General features: G+C 72.7%; 14 protein-coding genes and 1 pseudogene. 3 read left to right on the top strand and 12 right to left on the bottom strand.

All coding sequences use genetic code 11. The features are described from left to right. Nucleotides 1-15: 15 nt before the first annotated feature. The 10 genes from ACH4K1_RS01690 to ACH4K1_RS01645 all read right to left on the bottom strand — a co-directional run bounded on the left by ACH4K1_RS01690 (nucleotide 16) and on the right by ACH4K1_RS01645 (nucleotide 10,770). Entirely contained in the window at nucleotides 16-1,521 is a 1,506-nt protein-coding gene (locus tag ACH4K1_RS01690) for an NADH-quinone oxidoreductase subunit N (protein WP_398086554.1), read from the bottom strand. A gap of 155 nt (nucleotides 1,522-1,676) precedes the next feature. After that, complete coding sequence (locus ACH4K1_RS01685; protein WP_398085424.1) at nucleotides 1,677-3,374, bottom strand: NADH-quinone oxidoreductase subunit M; 1,698 nt, start codon at nucleotides 3,372-3,374, stop codon at nucleotides 1,677-1,679. Beyond that, nucleotides 3,371-5,371: an NADH-quinone oxidoreductase subunit L gene (locus ACH4K1_RS01680; protein WP_398085422.1), complete on the bottom strand. Its 2,001-nt coding sequence runs from the start codon at nucleotides 5,369-5,371 to the stop codon at nucleotides 3,371-3,373. Before ACH4K1_RS01680 ends, ACH4K1_RS01685 begins: the two co-directional genes overlap by 4 nt. Further along, on the bottom strand, nucleotides 5,368-5,814 hold the full coding sequence (gene nuoK / locus ACH4K1_RS01675) for an NADH-quinone oxidoreductase subunit NuoK (RefSeq protein ID WP_398085421.1): 447 nt from the start codon (nucleotides 5,812-5,814) through the stop codon (nucleotides 5,368-5,370). Before nuoK ends, ACH4K1_RS01680 begins: the two co-directional genes overlap by 4 nt. Next, nucleotides 5,814-6,563, bottom strand: coding sequence for an NADH-quinone oxidoreductase subunit J (locus tag ACH4K1_RS01670; RefSeq protein WP_398085419.1), 750 nt, complete (start codon nucleotides 6,561-6,563; stop codon nucleotides 5,814-5,816). The genes nuoK and ACH4K1_RS01670 overlap by 1 nt, the downstream gene beginning before the upstream one ends. Continuing rightward, nucleotides 6,560-7,186 (bottom strand): NuoI/complex I 23 kDa subunit family protein, encoded by a 627-nt coding sequence (locus tag ACH4K1_RS01665; RefSeq protein ID WP_398085417.1) that lies wholly within the window; start codon nucleotides 7,184-7,186, stop codon nucleotides 6,560-6,562. The genes ACH4K1_RS01670 and ACH4K1_RS01665 overlap by 4 nt, the downstream gene beginning before the upstream one ends. Next, complete coding sequence (locus ACH4K1_RS01660) at nucleotides 7,186-8,148, bottom strand: NADH-quinone oxidoreductase subunit H (protein ID WP_398085414.1); 963 nt, start codon at nucleotides 8,146-8,148, stop codon at nucleotides 7,186-7,188. The genes ACH4K1_RS01665 and ACH4K1_RS01660 overlap by 1 nt, the downstream gene beginning before the upstream one ends. After that, nucleotides 8,145-9,626, bottom strand: coding sequence for an NADH-quinone oxidoreductase subunit C (locus ACH4K1_RS01655; protein WP_398085412.1), 1,482 nt, complete (start codon nucleotides 9,624-9,626; stop codon nucleotides 8,145-8,147). Before ACH4K1_RS01655 ends, ACH4K1_RS01660 begins: the two co-directional genes overlap by 4 nt. After that, on the bottom strand, nucleotides 9,623-10,381 hold the full coding sequence (locus tag ACH4K1_RS01650; RefSeq protein WP_398085409.1) for an NADH-quinone oxidoreductase subunit B: 759 nt from the start codon (nucleotides 10,379-10,381) through the stop codon (nucleotides 9,623-9,625). Before ACH4K1_RS01650 ends, ACH4K1_RS01655 begins: the two co-directional genes overlap by 4 nt. Then, a complete protein-coding gene (locus tag ACH4K1_RS01645) occupies nucleotides 10,372-10,770 on the bottom strand; it encodes an NADH-quinone oxidoreductase subunit A (RefSeq protein WP_398086552.1) in 399 nt (132 codons plus the stop codon). The genes ACH4K1_RS01650 and ACH4K1_RS01645 overlap by 10 nt, the downstream gene beginning before the upstream one ends. Before the next feature lie 227 nt (nucleotides 10,771-10,997). On the opposite strand from ACH4K1_RS01645, the gene ACH4K1_RS01640 reads away from it, so the two are divergent. From ACH4K1_RS01640 to ACH4K1_RS01630, 3 genes are all read left to right on the top strand, one after another. Then, nucleotides 10,998-12,212 carry a sensor histidine kinase gene (locus tag ACH4K1_RS01640; RefSeq protein WP_398085406.1) on the top strand — a complete coding sequence of 405 codons (1,215 nt, stop codon included), beginning with the start codon at nucleotides 10,998-11,000 and terminating at the stop codon, nucleotides 12,210-12,212. Between the two features lie 151 nt (nucleotides 12,213-12,363). Continuing rightward, a complete protein-coding gene (locus ACH4K1_RS01635; RefSeq protein WP_398085404.1) occupies nucleotides 12,364-13,725 on the top strand; it encodes a sensor histidine kinase in 1,362 nt (453 codons plus the stop codon). 434 nt (nucleotides 13,726-14,159) lie between these two features. Next, nucleotides 14,160-14,819 carry a response regulator gene (locus ACH4K1_RS01630; protein WP_398086550.1) on the top strand — a complete coding sequence of 220 codons (660 nt, stop codon included), beginning with the start codon at nucleotides 14,160-14,162 and terminating at the stop codon, nucleotides 14,817-14,819. On the opposite strand, the pseudogene ACH4K1_RS01625 reads toward ACH4K1_RS01630, so the two are convergent. Together ACH4K1_RS01625 and ACH4K1_RS01620 are read right to left on the bottom strand one after the other, a co-directional pair. After that, nucleotides 14,816-15,046 (bottom strand): annotated as a pseudogene (locus ACH4K1_RS01625) (IS5/IS1182 family transposase); the annotation flags it as partial. The gene ACH4K1_RS01630 and the pseudogene ACH4K1_RS01625 sit on opposite strands and share 4 nt — an antisense overlap. A gap of 235 nt (nucleotides 15,047-15,281) precedes the next feature. After that, on the bottom strand, nucleotides 15,282-16,097 hold the full coding sequence (locus tag ACH4K1_RS01620; protein ID WP_398085402.1) for a DUF6585 family protein: 816 nt from the start codon (nucleotides 16,095-16,097) through the stop codon (nucleotides 15,282-15,284). Nucleotides 16,098-16,594: the final 497 nt, after the last annotated feature.

Genomic DNA, 16,594 nt, shown 5'->3' with positions numbered 1-16,594 from the left:
CGGGCACGGGAGGGCTCAGAAGAGGTTGACGGCGGCGAAGCGCAGGACCGCCTGCGGGGCGCCGGAGAGCAGGATTCCGGCGGCGCTGGTGAGGACGATCGCGGTGGTGAGAGGGGTGGGGGCGCGGAAGCGGCGCGGCCGGGCGGCGGCCGGTTCCCCGGGATCCGCCGCGACCGTTCCCGGGGCTCCGTCCGGGGTCCGGAAGAGGCTCGCGGTCCACTGAAGGTAGTAATACAGAGCGATCACCACGTTGACGGCCATGATGACGGCGAGCCAGCCGAGGCCCGCGTCGACCGCCGCCGAGAAGACGGTCGCCTTCGCGAAGAGCCCGATGACGCCGGGCGGCAGTCCGGCCAGGCAGAGCAGGAAGAACCCGAGCGCCAGGGCGGCCAGGGGGCGGGTGGCGTACAGGCCCCGGTAGTCGGAGAGCCGATTGCCGGGGTGGGTACGGGAGACGAGGGCGGCGACCGCGAACGCGCCCAGGTTCACGACGGCGTACATGAGGGCGTACGCCACGGTGGAGCCGATCTGCTCGTCGCTGGAGTACGCGGCGGCGGCGATCGGGACGAGGAGGTAGCCGGCCTGGGCGACGGAGGACCAGGCGAGGAGGCGCACGGCGCTCCGGGCGCGGTCGGCCCCCTGGCGGACGGCCGCGACGTTGCCCACGGTCATGGTCAGCGCGGCGAGGACGGCGAGGGCGGGCCCCCAGACGTCGGCGTAGGAGGGAAACGCGACGACGGTCACCAGGATGAGGCCCGAGAACCCGACGGCCTTCCCGACGACGGAGAGGTAGGCGGCGATCGGGAGGGGCGCGCCGACGTAGGTGTCGGGAACCCAGAAGTGGAAGGGCGCGGCGGCCGTCTTGAAGGCGAAGCCGACGAGGGTGAGGGCCACCCCGGTCTTGGCGAGGGTGTCGAGCACCGGGGCGACGTCGTCGAGGCGGGCGGCGAGCTCGGTGAGGTGCAGGGTGCCGGTGGAGGCGTACACGAAGCTGACGCCGAGCAGCATGACGGCGGTCGCGACGACGGAGGAGAGGAAGAACTTCAGCGCGGCCTCGGAGGAGCGCCGGTCGCCGCGTTTGATGCCGACGAGGGCGAACGCGGGCAGGGAGGCGACTTCCAGGGCGACGACAAGGGTGGCGAGGTCGCGTGCGGCGGGCAGCAGGGCCGCTCCGGAGGCGGAGGCCAGGAGCAGGAACCAGTACTCTCCCGCCGGCAGCTTGCGGGTGTCGTCGAGCGAGAGCAGGACGGTCAGGAAGGCGCCGCCGAGGACGAGGGCCTGGATGACGACGGTGAAGTGGTCGACGGTGTAGCTGCACGCCTGGGCGCCGGTGGTGACGCAGAAGGTGGACCGGTCACCGGTGCGCAGGGGGAGCAGGAGGGCCAGGGCGGCGGCGAGGGCGGTGAGGGCCCCGTGGCCGAGGAGCCGTTTACGGGGGGCCGGCAGGAACAGGTCGGCGACGAGGACGGCCACGGCGGCCAGGGCGACGAGGGTGGGCGGCGCGATGGCGAGCCAGTCGATGGACTGGACGAGGCTGGGAACGTCGGCCGCGGCGAGACTCCCGGCGGTGGCGCCGGTGTCGGACGTGGCCGGGGCCTGTGCGAGGAGAGTGCCGGGGGCGGTCGGGGCCGGGGCCTGGGCGAGGAGGGCGGCGGCGGTGGCGCCGGGGTCCGCGGTCACGACTTGCCTCCCGAGAGGAGCTGCTGCACGGCCGGGTCGGTGAGGCCGAGGAGGACGGCGGGCCAGAGGCCGGCGAGGACGGTGAGCGCGACGAGCGGGGTCCAGGCGGCGGCTTCGTACGGCTGGATGTCGGCGAGCTGGGGGGTGGTGGCGGGAGCCGGCGGGGCTGGTGAGGCGGTGGGGGCCTGCGGCGTTTCCGAGGCGGCCGAGGTGGGTCGGGTGCCCGGCGCGTCCGGGGACTGCCCCTCGGGGACCGGCCGGGGCGGGGGCGTGTACGCGCCCATGCAGACGCGGCGGACGACGATGAGCATGTACGCGGCGGTGAGCAGGGTGCCGAACGCGCCGATGGCCATGAAGGTGCGGAACGCGGGGCGGCTGAGCCCTTCCGCCGGGTCGTAGGCGCCGAACAGGGTGAGCATCTCGCCCCAGAAACCGGCCAGGCCGGGCAGGCCGAGCGAGGCGATGGCGGCGAAGGCGAGCAGCGCGCCGAGGCGGGGTGCGCGGCCGTAGAGGGCGGCCCCGGTCGCTCCCGCCAGCGTGTCGAGGTCGGCGGTGCCGTAGCGGTCCTTGACCGCGCCGACCAGGAAGAACAGCAGGCCGGTGATGAGGCCGTGGGCGATGTTGGCGAAGAGCGCTCCGTTGACCCCGGTGGGGGTCATGGTGGCGATGCCGAGCAGGACGAAGCCCATATGGCCGACGGACGAGTAGGCGATGAGCCGCTTGAGGTCGCCCCGGGCGCCGGTACGGGCCAGGGCCAGGCAGGCGAGGGAGCCGTAGACGATGCCGACGACGGCGAACGCGGCGAGGTAGGGCGCGAAGGTCCGCATGCCGTCCGGCGCGACGGGGAGCAGGATCCGGACGAACCCGTACGTTCCCATCTTCAGCAGGACGCCCGCCAGGAGCACCGATCCGACCGTGGGGGCGGCGGTGTGGGCGTCGGGCAGCCAGCTGTGCAGGGGCCACATCGGGGTCTTCACGGCGAGGCCGAGACCGATCGCGAGCACGGCGGTGACCTGCACGGACGTGGTGAGGCCGCGGCCGTTGTCAGTGGCGAGTGCCACCATGTCGAAGGTGCCGCTCTTCAGTCCGATGAGGAGGAGCCCCAGCAGCATGACGACCGAGCCGAGCAGCGTGTAGAGGATGAACTTCCAGGCGGCCGCCTGCCGCCGGTCGCCGCCCCAGCGGGCGATGAGGAAGTACATCGGGATGAGGACCATCTCGAAGGCGAGGAAGAAGAGCAGCAGGTCAAGGACGGCGAAGGTGGCGAGGGTGCCGGACTCCAGGACGAGGACGAGGGCGACGAACCCTTTCGGCGAGGGGCCCGCGGGCAGCTTGAAGTAGCTGTACAGCGCGCAGAGGAAGGTCAGCAGCGCGGTCAGGACGAGGAGGGGGAGCGAGATGCCGTCGACACCGAGGTGGATGCGGACGTCGAGCGCCGGGATCCAGCTGATGTCGGTGGTCGCCTGCATCGTGGCGGGCCGGCCGTGGTCGAAGCCGGCGGCCAGGACGATCGCGGCGATGAGGACGGCCCCGGTGACGGTCACGCCGTGGCGGAGCACGGCCTGGTCGGGGTTCTTGCCCTTGAGGCCGGGTGGGGCGGGGAGCAGGGCCGCGGCGGCGCCGAGGAGCGGGGCGACCACGATGAACGCCAGAAGGAACTGCATCACGGACGGGCTGATATCGATCACGGTCACGACCCCGCGTTGACGTTGGCGAAGACGACGGCGGCGATCGTCAGGACGAGGGATCCGGCGAGCAGCGCGCTGACGTAGGTCTGCACGTTGCCGGTCTGGGCCCGGCGGACGGCGACCCCCAGAAGGCGGGTGACGGCGCCCGTGCTGTTGACGTAGGCGTCGACGACCTCGCGGTCCAGGAAGCGGACGAGTCGGGCGGCCCCCTGGACGGGCCGGACGAACAGCGCGGTGAAGAGCGCGTCGAGGTGGAATCCGGCGGCGGCGTGGCGGTGGAGGGGCCCGAGGAGGAGCCTGGCGGGGTCGGCCGGGTCGGGGGCGGCCCCGATGGTGCCGTAGGCCGCGGTGTGGGACGTCATGGCCTCGGCTTCGACGAGGGCGGGCTCCGCGCCGGGGTGGGCGGCCACCGCGCCGAGGGGGGTGCGGGAGGCGAGGGCGGTGGTGTGCCGCCAGGCGCCGTAGGTGACGAGGCCGCCGACGAGCGTGACGCCGGTGGACAGGACGGCGGTGGTGAGGGACGGCGTGAGGCCGTGGCCGTCGAACCAGTCGCCGAGCAGGCCGGCGGTGAGGCCGAACCCGATGGTGGGGACGGCCAGGATCCACAGGACGGAGGTCATGGCGAGGGGCTGCTTGCCATGGTCGGGGACGTCGGCCCCGCGGCCCCGGAAGGCGAGGAGCCAGAGGCGTACGGCGTAGGCGGCGGTCAGGACGGCGGCGAGGAGACCGGCGACCAGGATCGTCCAGCCCGCGGCGGCCGGGGCGACGGTCCGGTCCCCCAGCGCGGTGTGCTCGGCGGCGACGAGGACGGCTTCCTTGGAGAAGAAGCCGGCGAACGGCGGGATGGCCGCCAGCGCGAGGAGGGCGACGGTCATCGTCCAGTAGGTGTCCGGGATACGGCGGGCGAGACCGCCCATCCGGGAGAGGGCGGCCAGGGAGTTGGTGCCCGCCGCGTGGATGACGACGCCCGCGGCGAGGAAGAGGACCGCCTTGAACGCGCCGTGCGAGATCAGGTGGAAGACGGCCGCGCCGCGGTCGCCGACCGCGAGGGCGCCCGACATGTAGCCGAGCTGGCCGATGGTCGAGTAGGCGAGGACGCGTTTGACGTCGTCCTGGGCGAGGGCGGCCAGCCCGGACCCGACCATCGTGACGGCGGCCATCACGGCGAGGACGACGAGGGCCGCCCCGGAGGCCGCGAAGACGGGCAGCAGGCGGGCCGTGAAGTAGATGCCGGCGGCGACCATCGTCGCCGCGTGGATGAGCGCGGAGACGGGGGTGGGGCCGGCCATCGCGTCGGGCAGCCAGATGTGCAGGGGGAACTGGGCCGATTTGCCCGCGACGCCCGCGAGGAGCAGCAGGGCGATGAGGGTGGGGTGGTCGAGTCCGCCGTTGCCGACCGCCGCGAGGATCTTGGTGATGCGGAAGCTGCCGGTGTCGGCGGCGAGGGCGAACAGGCCGATCAGGAAGGGGACGTCGCCGAGCTTGGTGACCAGGAACGCCTTGAGGGAGGCGGCGCGGGCCTCGGGCGTCTCCCAGTAGTGGCCGACGAGGAAGTACGAGCAGATGCCCATGATCTCCCAGCCGACCAGGAGCACCATCAGGTCGCCGGAGTAGACGACCAGGAGCATCGCGGCGGTGAAGAGGGAGACGAGGGCGGCGTAGGAGGGGTAGCGGGCGTCGTCGCGGAGGTAGGCCGTGGAGTAGAGCTGGACGCAGGTGGCGACGGCGGTGACGAGGACGGCGACCAGGACGGCGAAGCCGTCGAGGTGCAGCGCCAGGTCGATCGGGACCGATCCGGTGGGGGTGAGCTGGGTGGCGGCGTCCACGGCCCGGCCGCCGCCCTGGCGGATCGCGACGAGCACCGCGAGTACGGCGGCGGTGAGGGTCGGGAGGAGCGCCAGCGGGCGGACGAAGCCGGGGGCGGTGCGGCCGAGGGCGAGCCCGGCGAGCGCGCCGAGGAACGGGAGGAGGGGGACGAGGGCGGCGAGGGTCGTGGTGGTCACGCGGTGGCCCCTGCCTTCTTCGTCGTGCCGGTGGTCCCGCCGGCCCGGCCGGGGGGTGTCGCGAGGGCGTCCGTACCGCTGCCGCCGTCTCCGGCGTCGTCGGCCCCGGCGGTCTCGGGGAGCGTTTCGGCGTCGTCGGTCTCGGCGGTGTCGCGGAGCCGGTCGATGTCGGAGGTGCCCCGGTTGCGGTGGACGGCCAGGACGATCGCGAGGCCGATGCCGATCTCGGCGGCGGCGATGGCGATGGTGAAGAGGGTGAGGGCCTGACCGGAGTGGAGGGTGTCGCGCAGCCAGACGTCGAAGGCGACGAGATTGAGGTTGACGGCGTTGAGCATCAGCTCGACGGACATCAGGACCAGGATCGCGTTGCGGCGGGCGAGCACGCCGTAGAGGCCGACGCAGAAGAGGAGGGCGGCGAGCACGGCGGGATAGGCGAGGTGCATCAGCTCCGCTCCTCCTGACCGGACGCGCCGGAGGGGCGGGGGGCTCCGGCGCGGGGTGCGCCGGACGCCCGGGAAGCACCGGATGCCCGGGAAGCACCGGACGGGCCGGGCGTGCGGGGGCGGGCCGTGGTGTCCGTACCGGTGTCGGCACCCGTGTCCGTGTCGCGTTTGCGGGACAGGACGATCGCTCCGACGAGGGCGGCGAGCAGCAGTACGGAGAGCGCTTCGAAGGGCAGGACCCAGTTGCGGAAGAGGAAGGCGCCGGTGACCTCGGTGGAGCCTCGGGCCGGCCCGTCGAGCTCGATCCACGTGGTGCGGAAGGCGTCGGTCACGACCCAGACCAGGGCCACCGCAGCGGCGGCGGCCACGCCGAGGGCGACCCAGCGGTTGCCCGAGTCGGCGTCCGGGGAACGGCCGATGGGGGCCCGGGTGAGCATCAGGCCGAAGAGGAGGAGGACGACGATGGAGCCGACATAGATCAGTACCTGTACCCAGGCGATGAACTCCGCCGTGAGGAGCAGGTACTCGACGGCCAGTCCGCCGAGCGCGACGACGAGCCAGAGCGCCGCGTGCACGAGTTGCTTGGTCGTGACGGTGATGACGGCGGCGCCGAGGGTGACGAGGCCGACGAGGAGGAACGCGATCTCGACGCCGGACGGGGAGAGGAAACCGGGGTGGCCGCCCGCGGCCCCGGTGGCGAGCGCGGCGGCGTCGGCGGTGGCTGCGGAGGCGGTGCGGAGCGGTGTCACGGGGCCCTCCCTCCCTTCTCGTCCTGCTGTTCCTGCTGTTCCTGCTGTTCCTGCTGTGCCGGTTCTACCTGCTGCTTCTGCTGCTGCTGTTCCTGGGCGAGCTGGGCGGCGAGTTTGTCCGCCGCCTTGCGGGCGGCGGCGAGCTCCTTCGGCTCCTCGGCGGCGGGGTCGAGGGCAGGGGGCTCCGGCACGGTCCACATCCAGGCGCGGAGCTTGTCGCGCTCGTGGGTGAGTTCGTGGATGTCCGTCTCCGCGTACTCGAACTCGGGCGACCAGAACAGCGCGTCGAAGGGGCACACCTCGATGCAGATGCCGCAGTACATGCAGAGGGAGAAGTCGATGGCGAAGCGGTCGAGGACGTTCCGGCTGCGCTCGCGGCCGCCGGGAGCGGCGGGCGGGGTGGTCTCCTTGTGGGAGTCGATGTAGATGCACCAGTCGGGGCACTCACGGGCGCAGAGCATGCAGACCGTGCAGTTCTCCTCGAACAGCCCGATGACGCCCCGGGAGCGGGGGGGAAGTTCGGGCTGGGTGTCCGGGTACTGCGCGGTGACGGTCTTCTTCGTCATCGTGCGCAGGGTGACGGCGAGGCCTTTGGCCAGGCCGGAGCCGGGGAGCGGGGGCATCAGACGATCGCCACCTTCACGATGCCGGTCAGCGCGATCTGCGCGAGGGCGAGCGGGACGAGAACGGTCCAGGCGAGCTTCTGCAACTGGTCCTCACGCAGACGCGGGTAGCTGACGCGCAGCCAGATGACGACGAACGCGAGAACGGCGGCCTTGAGCAGCGTCCAGAGCCAGCCGAGTCCGTCGGCGCCGAACGGACCGTGCCAGCCGCCCAGGAAGAGAACGGCGGTGAGGGCGCACAGGACGACGATGCCCGCGTACTCGGCGAGGAGGAACAGGGCGAAGCGGAGACCGGTGTACTCGGTGTACGCCCCGAAGATGATCTCGGAGTCGGCCACCGGCATGTCGAACGGGGGGCGCTGGAGTTCGGCGAGGCCGGCCACGAAGAAGACCAGCGCGCCGACGATCTGCCAGGGCAGCCACCACCACGCGAACGCGTCGAGGATGCCGGTGAGCGAGACCGTACCGGCGGCCATGGCCACGGAGGCCGCGGCCAGGAGCATCGGCAGCTCGTAGGAGAGGAGTTGCGCGGCGGTACGGAGGCCGCCGAGGAGGGAGAACTTGTTGGCGGAGGCCCAGCCGCCCATGAGCGACCCGAGGACCCCGATGCCCATGACGGCGAGCACGAAGAAGATGCCCGCGTCGACGACCTGGCCCGCCGCCCCGGGGCCGACCGGGATGACCGCGAGGACGAGAAGGTACGGAAGGAGGGCGACGGCGGGGGCGAGCTGGAAGACACGGCGGTCGGCGGCGGCCGGGACCACGTCCTCCTTCTGCGCGAACTTCACGCCGTCCGCGACGAGCTGGGCCCAGCCGTGGAAACCGCCCGCGTACATGGGGCCGAGCCGGCCCTGCATGTGGGCCATCACCTTGTGTTCCGTCTGGCCCACGAGGAGAGGGGCGACCAGGAACACGACGAAGACGATGGCCAGACGGAGGGCGACGTCGAGTACGTCGTTCACTCGGGATCGCCTCCGGCGGGGTGGTCCGGCTGGGAACGCTCCGGGGCGCGGCGCTCCGGTTCGGGGTGTTGCGGTCGGGGGTGCTGGGGGTCAGGGCGCTGCGGGTCGGGCGGCCCTGGGGAGGGCTGCGGCGGGGCGACGGATTCCGGTTCACGGTGTTCCGGTTCGGGGCGTTCCGGTTCACGGTGTTCCGGCTCACGGTGTTCCGGCTCACGGTGTTCCGGTTCGGGGCGCCCGGGAGAAGGCTGTCCCGGTCGGCCGTCTTCCGGTTCGGGGTGTTGCGGGGCGGGCTCGTCGAACGCCGGGCGGGCGTCGTGCCACGGGGCGTCCGTGCTGCGCACCCGGCGCGGGGGCCGCGGAGCTCTGTCGGGCGCGCCCGAGGCGGGACTCTGCTCTCCCCCGGGCGCGCCCGGGACCGGGCGGCCGGTGGGCTGCTGGCTGGCCGAGCCGTCCGCAGCGGAGCGGGAGCGGCGGGGCCGGCCCGCCGGGGGCGGTGTCGAGGCGTCCGGGCCCCGGTTCTGGCTGGCCGAGCCCTCCGCAGCGGAGCGGGAACGACGCGGCCGGGCCGCCGGGGGTGCTTCCGAGGCCGGGGAGGTCGCCTCCGAGGCCGGAGAGGCCACTTCCGGGGTCGTGGGGGCCTCGGCTCCGGTCTCCGTACGCGTCGTGGCGCGGGTGGCCGCGGGGGTGCCCGCTCCGGCCGCCGTACGTGCCTCCGTGTCGGACTCCGTCCGCGTCTCCGCGCCCGTCGTCGCGGGGCGTTGGGCCGCCGATCCCTCGCTCGCGCTGCGGGTGCGGCGCGGCGGGCGGTCGGCCGCGGGGCGGGCGGCACGGGCCGGACGGGCCGCCGCCGGGGGGAGCTGCCCCTTCAGGGGGCCCCATTCGTTCGGGTCGGGAACCCCGGGGGGAAGCATCGCGCGACGCTTGGGTCCGGTGTGGCCGTCCGCCGGCTCCCCCGGCTCCTTCGCTCCCGGCCACGCCTTGGCGACGCGCGCGGCCAGAACGAAGTCCTTGCGCAACGGGTGGCCCTCGAAGCCCTCCGGCAGGAGCAGCGGTACGAGGTGGGGGTGGCCGTCGAAGGCGACGCCGAACATCTCGTGCGTCTCGCGCTCGTGCCACGCGGCCCCCGCGTACACGTCGACGGCGCTGGGCAGGACGGCCGCGTCGTGCGGCACCGTCGTCCGTACCATCAGCCGCCGCACCCTCCCCGTCCCCAGAGCAGCGACATGGGCGCAGACGCGGAAGCCGACGCCCGGTTCGTCCACGGCGCTGAGCCAGTCGAAGTAGCTGCACCCGAGTTCGTCGCGTGCGGTCCGCAGCGCGGTGATCCAGGCTGCGGCGGGGACGTCGACCGTCAGCAGGTCGTACGCCGACTCCGCCGCGGCCTCGTCGCCGAACAGGTCGGTGGCCGCGCCCGGCAACCGGTCGTACGCCTCGGCCGCCTCGGCCGCGGATGCCGCGCGGCGGTCACGGTCGCTCATCGCGGCCCCTCCTCGTCCGGAGTCTCGTCCGGCGTCTCGTCCGGGGTTCTGTCCGGCCTCGGGCCCGCGACGGACTCGTCCGGCCTCGGGTCCGCGGCAGCTGTGTCGGCCGACGGCTTCGGCGCAGTGATCAGGCTGCTGCGCAGGGCCGCGGTGGACGGCCCGCCGCCGGGCTCACCGGGGGCGTACCGCTCGGCGAGCGATTCGCGGGCGATCTTCTCCTGGAGTTTGAGGATGCCCTGGAGCAGCGCCTCGGGCCGGGGCGGGCAGCCGGGTACGTAGACGTCGACGGGGATGATCTGGTCGACGCCCTTGGTCACGGAGTACGAGTCCCAGTAAGGGCCGCCGCAGTTGGAGCAGGCGCCGAAGGAGATGACGTACTTCGGTTCGGGCATCTGCTCGTACAACCGCTTCACCGCCGGGGCCATCTTGTCCGTCACCGTGCCGGACACGATCATGAGGTCGGCCTGACGGGGGCCGGGGGCGAACGGGATCACGCCGAGGCGGATGAAGTCGTGGCGTGCCATGGACGCGGCGATGAACTCGATGGCGCAGCAGGCGAGTCCGAAGTTGAAGACCCAGAGGCTGTAGCGGCGGCCCCAGTTGAGGACGACCTTCATCGGCTCCGGTGCGAGCCGGGAGAGCACGCCGAGCCGCTTGGGCTCGGGGAGCGGGACCGCCTCGGACGGGGCCGGGGCCGGAGAGGGGGTCGGGGGCTCCTGCGACGCGGAGGTCGGCCGACTCGTCAGGCCCATGCGAGGACGCCCTTCTTCCATGCGTAGAGCAGTCCCACGGCGAGGAAGCCGAGGAAGATGAACATTTCGACCAGGGTCGTCGCCCCGTATCCGGGCGCCGCGAACACCGTGGCCCACGGGAACAGGAAGATGGAGTCGACGGCGAAGATCACGTACAGGAACGCGTAGACGTAGTAACGGACCTGAGTGTGCGCCCAGCCCTCGCCCACCGGATCGACGCCGCACTCGTAGGTGAGCAGCTTCTCCGGGGTGGGGACGACGGGGCGCAGCAGTCGCCCGGCCCCGAAGGCCACGGCGACGAACAGGACGCCCACCACGGCCAGCAGCCCGATGACGGAATAGCTCCGGAAGTACTCCGAGGCGGCGAGTGCGGTGAACCCGTCCCCCATGCCGGTCACGTCCGTAACGTCGGCCACGTCCGCCCCTCGCTCCCTCGTCGTCCGCGTCTGTCCCGCATACCCGTGCTGTCCCGCACCTGTTCCGTACGACACGGGAGTCTAGGGCCTGCCAAACGGGGCGTAAGCAGCCGCGTCGGGCATCGGGTGGGGTTATCCCTACTTCGCCCCCACCCACGAGCCCCATGGTGCGCGCGAGGACGGCCCGGCAGGCTGGGGGTATGACCATGAGCCCTCCCCCGCCGGCCTCCGACCGGTTCCCGCCCGCCCGCTTCGCCCTCGACCGGTGGACCTGGCGCGAGGTCGCGTACCTCCTCACCGATCTGCCGGTGGCCGTCGTCGGGTTCGTGTACACGGTCCTCGTGATCGGCGTCGGCGCCGGGCTGTCCGTCACCGTGGTCGGTCTGCCGCTGCTGGTCGGCGGGCTCCAGGGCGGCCGGCTGCTGGGCCGTCTGGAGCGATGGCGGGCGAGGCGGATGCTCGGCGTACGGGTGGAGGAGCCGAGTCCGCTGGGGCGCGGCCACCGGGGGGAGGGCGTCTTCGCCCGACTGTGGGCGGGGCTGAAGGACCCGGTGGGCTGGCGGGCGTTGCTGTACGGGTTCGTCCGGCTGCCGTGGGGGGTGCTGACGTTCGCGGTGACGCTGGTGGGCCTGCTCGTCCTGTGGCCGGTGCTGCCGTTCATCGCGCGGGGGCTGACGACGGTGGACCGGGCGATGGTGCGCGGACTGCTCTCGCCCTCGGACGAGTTGGAGCGGCGGATCGCCGAGCTGGAGTCGGACCGGGGCGTGGTCGTGGACACGGCCGCCGCCGACCTGCGCCGTATCGAGCGCGACCTGCACGACGGCGCCCAGGCCCGGCTGGTCGCCCTCGCCATGGGGCTCGGGCTGGCGAAGGAGAAGCTCGCCGACGACCCCGAAGCCGCCGCCCGCATGGTGGAGGAAGCACACGGGGAGATCAAGGCCACCCTCAAGGAGCTGCGCGACCTGGCCCGGGGCATCCACCCCGCCGTCCTCACCGACCGGGGCCTGGACGCCGCGCTCTCCTCCATAGCCTCCCGCTGCACGGTCCCGGTCACCGTGTCGGTGGGGCTGCGGGAGCGCCCGGCGGAGGCGATCGAGGGCATCGCGTACTTCACGGTGTCGGAGCTGCTGCAGAACATCAGCAAGCACAGCGGCGCACGGTCGGCCTCCGCCGAGGTGTGGCGTTCGGCGGACCGGCTGATGCTCCAGGTCAAGGACGACGGCTGCGGCGGCGCCCGGCTGGACGGCGGCGGCACGGGGCTGGCGGGGCTCGCCGAGCGCTTGGACGCGGTCGACGGGGTGCTCGTCCTGGACTCGCCGGTGGGCGGCCCGACGACCGTCACCGCCGAGCTGCCCTGGCGCGTCCGGTCCCCCGACCGCACGCCCACGGGGCCCTCCGGCCTCAGGACCTCCTGACCGCCCGAGCGCCAGGGGTGGGGAAAACCCCCGGCCGGATACGGAGAAGGGCCTCATGGTGCGGAAGGCCGCCGGCCAGCACCCTTGAGGAGGAACGGTGAGCAATCCCTACGCACGGACCACGAAGACAGAGACAGAACGGACGGGACTCATGGCCACGGCATACGGACCGGACACGCGGGACCGGGAGCGTCACGGTCCCGGCACCGGCTTCGGGGCGAAAGCCCCGGCACCGCACTTCCTCCCGGCACCGCTGCGTGCCCCCCTGGAGGCCCGTGCCTGGCGCGAGCTCCTGTACACGCTGCTGAGCTTTCCGCTCAGCATGGTGATGTTCTCCTTCGCGATCACCATGGTGTCGATGGGCGCGGGTCTGCTGGTCACCTTCATCGGGATACCGGTCCTCGCGGCCGGACTCGCCGTCTGCCGCGGCTTCGGTGTGCTGGAGCGGCACCGGGCGCGCGGTCTGCTGGGGGTGGAGGTGGGGGATCCGGAGCGGGTACAGGGCAAGACCGGCGGCCCGATGTCCTGGATGGGCGCGATCCTCAAGAGCGGTGCCTCCTGGCGGCATCTGCTGTACACGCTGCTGCACTTCCCATGGTCCACGTTCACCTTCGTCGTGGCGATCACGCTCTGGTCGACCGGCCTGACGGCGTTGACGTATCCACTGTGGTTCTGGCTGTTCCCCGTGTTCGGGGGGCAGGGCGGCATCCAGCTGTACGGGGACAACGCCCACCGGGAGTATCTGGACTCGCCCTTCGAGCTGGCGTTGGCCGGAGGGCTCGGGCTGGTGCTGGTGATGGCTACGCCGTGGATCGTGCGCGGGCTGCTGTCGGTGGACCGGCTGATGGTCACCAGCCTGCTGGGCCCGTCCCGGCTGGCCACCCGGGTCACCGAGCTGGAGTCGGACCGGGGCGTGGTCGTGGACACGGCCGCCGCCGACCTGCGCCGTATCGAGCGCGACCTGCACGACGGGGCCCAGGCCCGGCTGGTCGCCCTCGCCATGGACCTGGGGCTGGCGAAGGAGAAGCTCACCGACGACCCCGAAGCCGCCGCCCGCATGGTGGAGGAGGCGCACGGCGAGGTGAAGGTGGCCCTCCAGGAGCTGCGCGACCTGGCCCGGGGCATCCACCCCGCCGTCCTCACCGACCGGGGCCTGGACGCCGCACTCTCCTCCATAGCCTCCCGCTGCACGGTGCCGGTGCAGGTCGAGGTGGACCTGGACGCGCGGCCGGCGCAGGCGATCGAGGGCATCGCGTACTTCACCGTCTCGGAGTTGCTCCAGAACATCAGCAAGCACGCCCGGGCGACCAGGGCCACGGTCGACGTGTGGAGGACGGCCGACCGGCTGATGCTCCAGGTCACGGACAACGGCAGGGGTGGGGCGTCGCCGGAGGCCGGTGGCGGCCTGGCCGGACTGGCGGAGCGGTTGGACGCCGTGGACGGAGTCCTGGTGGTCGACTCCCCGGCCGGCGGCCCGACGACGGTCACGGCCGAGCTGCCCTGGCGAGGCTGACCCGCGGACGCACCACTGCGCCTCGGCTCCCCCGCCCCCCCCCAGCCTCCCCGTCCCCCCGGCCTCCCCGTCCCCCCGCCCCCCGGTCCCTCACCTCTCGGCCCCTCCCCTCTCGGCCGCCTCACCTCGTCCTCGCCTCACCTCGCCTCCCCCCTCTCTCCCTCTCGGTGTACGTACGCCCCGCCGCACCTGGCCCTCTCCCGGCTCGGGTGCGGCGGGGTGTACGGCTGCCGGTCTCCGGGAGGTGCGGCAGCCGCGCGCACCCGGCGGCCATGGGTTATCCACAGGCCCGTCCGACCGTCCTCCTGGCCTGGGATGCTGGGGCGGTCGGGGCGTGGTGCGCAGCGGTCGGGCGTAGTGCGTAAGGGGTCGCGGGGAGCGCGGCACATTCGGAACAGTGGGGACGCTCAGTCGTGGAGAACGTGGAGAACAGAGTGCGTGTGGTCATCGCCGAGGATTCGGTCCTGCTACGGGAGGGACTCACCCGTCTGCTCACCGATCTCGGGCACGACGTGGTCGCCGGGGTGGCGGACGCGGAGGCGCTGCTCAAGAAGGTGGCGGAGCTCGATGCCCAGCAGGCACTTCCCGATGTGGTGGTCGCCGATGTACGGATGCCGCCGACGCACACCGACGAGGGGGTGCGCGCGGCGGTGCGGTTGCGGAAGGACTACCCGGACATCGGCGTGCTGGTCCTCTCCCAGTACGTGGAGGAGCAGTACGCGACCGAGTTGCTGGCGGGCAGCAGCAACGGGGTGGGCTATCTGCTGAAGGACCGGGTGGCCGAGGTCCGTGAGTTCGTGGACGCCGTCGTCCGGGTGGCGCGGGGCGGGACGGCGCTGGACCCGGAAGTGGTGGCACAGCTGCTGGGCCGCAGCCGCAAGCAGGACGTGCTGGCCGGGTTGACCCCGCGCGAGCGGGAGGTCCTCGGTCTGATGGCCGAGGGCCGGACGAACTCCGCCATCGCCCGGCAGCTCGTGGTGAGCGCCGGGGCGGTCGAGAAGCATGTCAGCAACATCTTCCTGAAGCTGGGCCTCTCGCCCAGCGTCGGGGACCACCGGCGCGTCCTCGCCGTGCTGACTTACCTGAACACTTAGGCGGTTTCGTTCGGATCATCGGCGGACCAGAGGAAGATGCCCGCGATGTGGAGTCCGGCCAGGTAGATGGTGGCTGTCTTCTCGTAGCGGGTGGCAAGGCCGCGGCCCTGCTTGAATCTGTTGATGCAGCGTTCGACGGTGTTGCGCTGTTTGTATGCCTCGCGGTCGAAGACCGGCGGACGGCCGCCGGGCCGGCCTCGCTTCTTCCGGTTGGCGGCCTGGTCGGATTCCGGCGCTCCTCCTTCCGCAGGGCGAGAGGGCGTGCTGAGAGGGGGGCTCCGGACTCCGGCACAGCCGGCAGAACGACCGCAGGGTGCCAAAGGGGTCACCGGCCACGGTGAGGCGCGCGGCGCCGCTGCCGGGACCGGTCGCATCCGCGAGGCCGTCGTGGCGGAGGTCCGTGCCTTCGGGAGAGCCGTGCAGCGGTGCACGGCGGCACGACCCGGGGGGCCCGGAAGTTCCTCAGGACTCGTGCCGGCGCCGCAGCGCGTCGGCGAGGGTCAGGAAGGCGGACAGGTTGGGGAAGCCGGGAGCCGGGAGCGTCAGCCACGGCTTGCGCTCCCCGCGACGGTGGATCTCCACGAGGCCCCGCTTCACATCGACCCGTTCCACCTCCGGCCAGCCGATGCGGCGGCCGCCCTGCCCGATGCCGGAGATGTCCAGGTCGACCACGCCGAAACCGACCCGTTCGCCTGCCTCCAGTCGGGCGGCGTCCCGCGACACCCGTGCGCGGCTGAACGCCTCGTCGAGCCCCTCGGCAAACGGGACCATCCCGCCGAAGTCGTCCCCCAGGACGATCTCGGCGCCCTCTTCGGACCTGATGGTCATCCGGTGCGTGGTGGCGCTGGTGACCCCGTTGGACACCTTGACGTCCTGCCGGGTGACGGAGGCGAGCTCGGCCCAGGTGTACGCCGGCGTCTCCCCGCCCTCGAAGTGCCACAGGACACCGCGCTCGTACCAGGCCACCCAGACCTGGGGCGGCGGGGGGCGCAGGAGCCGGGTGAGGAGCAAGAATCCCACGAGCCCCAGCGGGATCGCCGCGAGAACGAGCAGCGGAAGCGAGTAGTACCAGGCCCCCTGCTCCCGCTGGTCCTCGATCGCGGTCGACACGGCCAGCCACCCCAGGAGCACTCCGGGCGCGCCGATCGTCAGCACGGCGCCCCAGGGGAAGCGCTTCGGCTCGTTCCGCACCAGCCCCTTGCGGGCCCCCAACCCGTGCTCCTGCGCTGCGGCCCGTAACGCGTGCGGGATCCGTACGGCATGACGCTCCGACGACACCCAAGCCTCCCCCACCCGGAAACCAGAGCGCCATTATGAGGGCCCGGCGTTCACGTGCGATAGAGCAGCCGCCTGCCGGCCTTCCGACTGCCCACAGGGGGTGAGGAAGAGGCCCGCGATGGGGAGCCCGGCCAGGTGGACGGTGGCTGTCTTCTCGTAGCGGGAGGGGTGGCGCCTCGCCGGCGGCCACCCCGCTTCGGCGTCCGGTCGGGGAGCAACGGCTCGATCCGCGCCCACTGCGTATCGGTCAACGGCACAACCGGACCAACGACCGACCGACCCAACGGAACTTCCTGGGGAGTCGGCAGCCTGCCGGGGAGGGGCGGGGCCTGTGCGGACGCCGGACGACAGCGTCCGGACGCCTCCTGCACGAACCGGACGCGCAGCTCCCCGTACCGACCGGACGCGCAGCTCCCCGTACCGACCGGACGCGCAGGCTTCCCGCACCGACCGGACGTGCAGGCTCTCCGTACCGGCCGGACGTGCAGGCTTCCCGC

Source organism: Streptomyces sp. NPDC017448 (assembly GCF_044330565.1).
Taxonomy (GTDB): domain Bacteria; phylum Actinomycetota; class Actinomycetes; order Streptomycetales; family Streptomycetaceae; genus Streptomyces.
This window is presented reverse-complemented; position numbering and strand designations above follow the sequence as displayed.

Bases quoted from the DNA above. Each gene is read 5' to 3' on its own strand.
- ACH4K1_RS01640 (WP_398085406.1), top strand. From the start codon at position 10,998: ATGACCATGAGCCCTCCCCCGCCGGCCTCCGACCGGTTCCCGCCCGCC.
- ACH4K1_RS01655 (WP_398085412.1), bottom strand. From the start codon at position 9,626: ATGAGCGACCGTGACCGCCGCGCGGCATCCGCGGCCGAGGCGGCCGAG.
- ACH4K1_RS01635 (WP_398085404.1), top strand. From the start codon at position 12,364: ATGGCCACGGCATACGGACCGGACACGCGGGACCGGGAGCGTCACGGT.
- ACH4K1_RS01645 (WP_398086552.1), bottom strand. From the start codon at position 10,770: ATGGGGGACGGGTTCACCGCACTCGCCGCCTCGGAGTACTTCCGGAGC.
- nuoK (WP_398085421.1), bottom strand. From the start codon at position 5,814: ATGCACCTCGCCTATCCCGCCGTGCTCGCCGCCCTCCTCTTCTGCGTC.
- ACH4K1_RS01650 (WP_398085409.1), bottom strand. From the start codon at position 10,381: ATGGGCCTGACGAGTCGGCCGACCTCCGCGTCGCAGGAGCCCCCGACC.
- ACH4K1_RS01665 (WP_398085417.1), bottom strand. From the start codon at position 7,186: ATGCCCCCGCTCCCCGGCTCCGGCCTGGCCAAAGGCCTCGCCGTCACC.